This window comes from Pseudomonas sp. (assembly GCF_050739995.1).
Taxonomy (GTDB): domain Bacteria; phylum Pseudomonadota; class Gammaproteobacteria; order Pseudomonadales; family Pseudomonadaceae; genus Aquipseudomonas.
Map to the genome: position 1 here is coordinate 1 of NZ_JBOICG010000031.1, position 5,977 is coordinate 5,977.

The following is a 5,977-nucleotide window of genomic DNA, read 5'->3' on the forward strand; positions in this document are numbered from 1 at the left end:
GCAAAAGCCATTTGGTCAAAGAAATCGACGCCCTTGGCGGCGTGATGGCCATGGCTACCGATAAGGGTGGTATTCAATTTCGCGTGCTCAACAGCCGCAAAGGCCCGGCCGTACGTGCTACGCGGGCTCAAGCCGACCGCATTCTGTACAAGGCAGCGGTACGTGAAACCCTGGAAAACCAACCGAACCTGTGGATATTTCAACAAGCCGCGGATGACCTGATCGTCGAACAGGACCAGGTACGTGGTGTTGTCACTCAAATGGGCCTGCGTTTCTTCGCAGAATCCGTGGTATTGACCACCGGTACGTTCCTCGGCGGACTTATCCACATCGGCATGCAGAACTATTCCGGTGGTCGCGCTGGTGATCCGCCGTCGATTGCCTTGGCAAAACGCCTGCGTGAATTGCCGTTGCGAGTAGGCCGCCTGAAAACCGGGACCCCGCCACGTATCGACGGGCGTTCTGTGGATTTCTCGGTGATGACCGAACAAGCCGGTGACACGCCAATCCCAGTGATGTCGTTCATGGGGTCCAAAGAACAGCACCCGAAACAGGTCAGTTGCTGGATTACCCACACCAACGCCCGCACCCACGAAATCATTGCCGCGAACCTCGACCGTTCGCCGATGTATTCCGGTGTGATCGAAGGTATCGGCCCACGTTATTGCCCATCGATCGAAGACAAGATCCACCGCTTTGCCGACAAGGAAAGCCACCAAGTCTTCATCGAGCCCGAGGGCTTGACCACCCATGAGCTGTACCCGAATGGTATTTCCACTTCCCTGCCTTTCGACGTGCAAATCCAGATCGTGCAATCGATCCGTGGTATGGAAAACGCACACATCGTGCGGCCGGGCTACGCCATTGAATACGACTATTTCGACCCGCGCGACCTGAAGTACAGCCTGGAAACCAAAGTGATTGGCGGTCTGTTCTTCGCTGGGCAAATCAACGGCACAACCGGTTACGAAGAAGCCGGCGCGCAAGGTTTGCTGGCTGGGACCAACGCAGCATTGCGTGCACAGGGCAAAGACAGCTGGTGCCCGCGTCGCGATGAAGCGTACATCGGTGTACTGGTTGACGATCTGATTACCCTGGGTACCCAGGAACCGTACCGGATGTTTACCTCCCGGGCGGAGTACCGTCTGATCCTGCGCGAAGACAACGCAGACCTGCGTCTGACCGAAAAAGGCCGTGAGCTGGGCTTGGTCGATGACATGCGTTGGGCTGCATTCTGCAAAAAGCGCGAAAGCATCGTGCTGGAAGAGCAGCGTCTGAAAAGTACTTGGGTTCGCCCGGGCACCGAGCAGGGTGATGCCATTGCGGAAAAATTCGGCACGCCGCTGACCCATGAATACAACTTGCTGAACCTGCTGTCCCGTCCGGAAATCGACTACGCTGGTCTGGTCGAGGTGACAGGTCAGGGTGCAGAAGATCCACAGGTTGCGGAGCAGGTCGAAATCAAGACCAAATACGCCGGTTACATCGACCGCCAGCAGGACGAGATCGCTCGCCTGCGCGCCAGTGAAGATACTAAGTTGCCTGCGGATATCGATTACACCGGGATTTCCGGCCTGTCGAAAGAAATCCAAAGCAAACTGGGGATAACTCGCCCGGAAACCCTGGGCCAGGCTTCACGCATCCCCGGCGTCACCCCGGCAGCGATTTCGCTGTTGATGATTCATTTGAAAAAACGCGGCGCGGGCCGTCAGTTGGAGCAAAGCGCTTGAGTTCGTTGGTCACCTCGCAACACGCCGAAGAGTTATCCACAGGTGCACGTCAGTTGGGCGTCGACCTGACCCCGGCCCAGCACGAATTGCTGTTGGGCTACCTGGCCCTGTTGATCAAATGGAACAAGGCTTACAACCTGACCGCTGTACGTGACCCGGACGAAATGGTCTCGCGTCATCTGCTCGACAGTTTGAGTGTGATGCCGTTTATCGAAAACGGTCGTTGGCTCGACGTTGGTAGTGGTGGCGGCATGCCTGGCATCCCGCTTGCCATCCTGTTTCCAGAGTCGCAAGTGACCTGCCTGGACAGCAACGGCAAGAAAACCCGCTTCCTGACCCAGGTCAAACTCGAACTCAAGCTGGATAACCTGCAAGTTATCCACAGTCGCGTCGAAGCCTTCACGCCTGAACAGCCTTTCAACGGAATTGTGTCCCGGGCGTTCAGCAGCATGGAGAACTTCAGCAACTGGACCCGCCACCTTGGCGACCGCGACACCCGCTGGCTGGCAATGAAGGGCGTCCATCCAAGCGATGAGCTGTTAGCATTGCCGGCAGACTTCCACCTCGATAGCGAACACGCCTTGGCCGTACCCGGTTGCCAAGGCCAACGCCATCTGCTGATACTGCGCCGCACGGCATGATTGGGAACACAAGCAAGAATGGCTAAGGTATTCGCGATAGCGAACCAGAAAGGTGGCGTGGGCAAAACCACCACCTGCATCAACCTCGCAGCATCGCTGGTTGCCACCAAGCGCCGGGTGCTGTTGATCGATCTCGATCCACAGGGCAACGCCACCATGGGTAGCGGTGTGGATAAACACGGCCTGGAAAACTCGGTTTACGACTTGCTGATCGGCGAGTGCGACCTGGCCCAGGCCATGCACTATTCCGAACACGGTGGTTATCAACTGCTGCCGGCCAACCGCGATTTGACCGCGGCGGAAGTGGTGCTGCTGGAAATGCAGATGAAAGAAAGCCGTCTGCGCAGCGCCCTGGCGCCGATTCGCGAGAACTACGATTACATTCTGATCGACTGCCCACCGTCTCTGTCGATGTTGACGTTGAACGCGCTGGTGGCGGCCGATGGGGTAATTATCCCCATGCAGTGCGAGTACTACGCGCTGGAAGGGTTGAGCGATCTTGTGGATAACATCAAGCGGATCGCCGAATTGTTGAACCCGAACCTGCAGATCGAAGGTCTGTTGCGCACAATGTTCGACCCGCGCCTGAGCCTGATGAACGATGTATCGGCACAGCTCAAGGAACACTTCGGCGATCAGTTGTACGACACCGTGATCCCGCGCAACATCCGTTTGGCCGAAGCGCCAAGCTATGGCATGCCCGCGCTGGCGTATGACAAATCCTCGCGTGGCGCGATTGCCTATCTGGCACTGGCTGGCGAGATGGTTCGCCGTCAACGCCGCAACTCACGCACCGCTGCAGCCCAGCCAACTTAAGGAATCCCCATGGCCGTCAAGAAACGAGGTCTCGGACGTGGACTGGATGCACTGTTGAGTGGTCCGACCGTCACAGCGCTTGAAGAACAAGCGGTGCAGGCCGACGAGCGCGAGCTGCAACACTTGCCGCTGGACCTGATCCAGCGCGGCAAATACCAGCCTCGCCGGGACATGGACCCCCAGGCGCTGGAAGAACTGGCCAACTCGATCAAGGCCCAGGGCGTGATGCAGCCGATCGTGGTGCGCCCCATCGGTGGTGGCCGTTTTGAAATCATTGCCGGCGAACGCCGCTGGCGCGCCAGTCAGCAGGCTGGCAAGGACACCATCCCGGCGATGGTGCGCGATGTGCCGGATGAAACCGCCATTGCCATGGCGTTGATCGAAAATATCCAGCGCGAAGATCTCAACCCGATCGAAGAAGCGATTGCCTTGCAGCGTTTGCAGCAGGAATTCCAGTTGACCCAGCAACAGGTGGCCGAGGCGGTGGGTAAATCCCGCGTCACGGTTTCCAACTTGCTGCGCCTGATTGCGCTGCCGGAAGTCATCAAGACCATGTTGTCCCACGGTGACCTGGAGATGGGGCACGCCCGTGCCTTGCTCGGATTGCCGGAAAATCAACAGGTTGAAGGGGCGCGACACGTTGTCGCACGGGGTCTCACCGTTCGTCAGACCGAGGCGCTGGTTCGCCAGTGGCTCAGCGGCAAACCTGCACCGGTCGAAACAGCCAAACCTGATCCGGATATTGCGCGCCTCGAGCAGCGCCTGGCCGAGCGCCTGGGCTCTGCGGTGCAAATTCGCCACGGCAAGAAAGGCAAAGGGCAATTGGTCATCGGATATAACTCACTTGATGAGCTTCAGGGCGTCCTTGCCCACATCCGTTGAAACATTTGCTTATGTAGCGTGCGATCGGAAAACACTACCCGACAGTTGAATAGGGGCAGAACCGCCCCTATACTCTGCGCGCATTTTGTCGGCACAAATTATGCCAAGTTATTGATTCTCGGCAGCCGACCATTGAGGAGCAAGAGTGATGGAAACCCGCACGCCAAACACGTTGCCGTTCCATCGCTTGGCCGTTTTTCCGGTTTTATTGGCTCAATTTGTCATTTTGCTGATCGCCGCATTGGCGCTTTGGTATTGGCATGGAGTCGTTGCCGGATATTCAGGACTCTGCGGAGGCCTGATAGCCTTGCTGCCCAATATGTACTTTGCTCACAGGGCCTTTCGGTTTTCCGGCGCCCGAGCAGCCCAGGCTATCGTCCGGTCATTTTATGCCGGCGAGGCAGGGAAACTGATTTTGACGGCAGTGCTGTTCGCACTGACCTTTGCAGGTGTGAAGCCATTGGCGCCGCTGGCTGTATTCGGCGTCTTCGTGTTGACCCAACTGGTCAGCTGGTTCGCTCCCCTGCTAATGAAAACAAGACTTTCGAAACCTTAGGGCGTTTGAGGCAACCATGGCAGAAACAACCGCTTCGGGCTATATCCAGCACCACTTGCAGAACCTGACCTTCGGTCAGCTTCCCAACGGCGGCTGGGGCTTCGCCCACACCGCAGCAGAAGCCAAAGAGATGGGGTTCTGGGCTTTCCACCTGGATACTCTGGGCTGGTCGGTCGCACTGGGCCTGATCTTTGTCCTGATTTTCCGCATGGCGGCGAAAAAGGCGACTTCCGGTCAGCCAGGTGCTTTGCAGAACTTCGTTGAAGTATTGGTCGAATTCGTCGATGGCAGCGTGAAAGACAGCTTCCATGGCCGTAGCCCGGTGATTGCACCGCTGGCACTGACCATCTTCGTCTGGGTGTTCCTGATGAACGCCGTCGACCTGGTACCGGTCGACTGGATTCCTCAACTGGCCATCCTGATCTCCGGCGATCACCACATCCCATTCCGTGCAGTTTCCACCACGGACCCTAACGCCACCCTGGGCATGGCCCTGTCGGTGTTTGCGTTGATCATTTTCTACAGCATCAAGGTCAAGGGCATCGGCGGTTTCATCGGCGAACTGACCCTGCACCCGTTCGGCAGCAAGAACATCTTCGTTCAAGCCCTGCTGATCCCGGTGAACTTCCTGCTGGAGTTCGTGACCCTGGTTGCCAAGCCGATTTCCCTGGCCCTGCGACTGTTCGGCAACATGTATGCCGGCGAGCTGGTGTTCATTCTGATCGCTGTGATGTTCGGCAGCGGTCTGCTCTGGCTTAGCGGCCTGGGCGTGGTTCTGCAGTGGGCGTGGGCTGTGTTCCACATCCTGATCATCACCCTGCAGGCCTTCATCTTCATGATGCTGACCATCGTCTACCTGTCGATGGCGCACGAAGAGAACCATTAAGACCGGTCTCGACTAGTCTGATGTCCTTCCCGGTAACACGGGAAGGTGGCCCTAGCGGGCTATGAAACGATTTGTTTTACCGCTTTAAAATCTAAAAAACCTAAACCATACGACGTAAAAGTCGGGAGGAAAGATGGAAACTGTAGTTGGTCTAACCGCTATCGCTGTTGCACTGTTGATCGGCCTGGGCGCCCTGGGTACTGCCATTGGTTTCGGCCTGCTGGGCGGCAAATTCCTGGAAGGCGCAGCGCGTCAGCCAGAAATGGTTCCAATGCTGCAAGTTAAAATGTTCATCGTCGCCGGCCTGCTCGACGCCGTGACCATGATCGGCGTTGGTATCGCTCTGTTCTTCACCTTCGCGAACCCTTTCGTTGGTCAACTCGCTGGCTAATCACTCGAATTTTCGAGTGATTAGGGTGATGGACAACGAATGAGCGAGGTGTTGGCGTGAACATTAATGCAACCC

Annotated in this window: 7 protein-coding genes; all 7 read left to right on the forward strand. The window is 57.1% G+C overall.

Features of this window, described 5'->3' with window-relative positions; all coding sequences use genetic code 11:
• The coding region (mnmG, locus tag ACRESD_RS00940; RefSeq protein WP_431749215.1) for a tRNA uridine-5-carboxymethylaminomethyl(34) synthesis enzyme MnmG at positions 1–1,730 on the forward strand (1,730 nt) is incomplete at its 5' end.
• The gene (gene rsmG / locus ACRESD_RS00945) at positions 1,727–2,371 is read left to right on the forward strand and encodes a 16S rRNA (guanine(527)-N(7))-methyltransferase RsmG (protein WP_071494728.1); all 645 of its coding nucleotides are present in this window, start codon (positions 1,727–1,729) and stop codon (positions 2,369–2,371) included. The genes mnmG and rsmG, both read left to right, overlap by 4 nt.
• Positions 2,372–2,389: 18 nt before the next feature.
• On the forward strand, positions 2,390–3,187 hold the full coding sequence (locus ACRESD_RS00950) for a ParA family protein (RefSeq protein ID WP_016978715.1): 798 nt from the start codon (positions 2,390–2,392) through the stop codon (positions 3,185–3,187).
• Between the two features lie 9 nt (positions 3,188–3,196).
• Complete coding sequence (locus ACRESD_RS00955) at positions 3,197–4,069, forward strand: ParB/RepB/Spo0J family partition protein (protein WP_431749216.1); 873 nt, start codon at positions 3,197–3,199, stop codon at positions 4,067–4,069.
• 148 nt (positions 4,070–4,217) lie between these two features.
• Positions 4,218–4,625, forward strand: a complete 408-nt coding sequence (locus ACRESD_RS00960) for a F0F1 ATP synthase subunit I (RefSeq protein WP_010565865.1) — start codon at positions 4,218–4,220, stop codon at positions 4,623–4,625.
• 16 nt (positions 4,626–4,641) lie between these two features.
• The gene (gene atpB, locus ACRESD_RS00965) at positions 4,642–5,511 is read left to right on the forward strand and encodes a F0F1 ATP synthase subunit A (protein WP_024078254.1); all 870 of its coding nucleotides are present in this window, start codon (positions 4,642–4,644) and stop codon (positions 5,509–5,511) included.
• Positions 5,512–5,644: 133 nt separating this feature from the next.
• Positions 5,645–5,902 carry a F0F1 ATP synthase subunit C gene (gene atpE / locus ACRESD_RS00970; protein ID WP_002555987.1) on the forward strand — a complete coding sequence of 86 codons (258 nt, stop codon included), beginning with the start codon at positions 5,645–5,647 and terminating at the stop codon, positions 5,900–5,902.
• Positions 5,903–5,977: the final 75 nt, after the last annotated feature.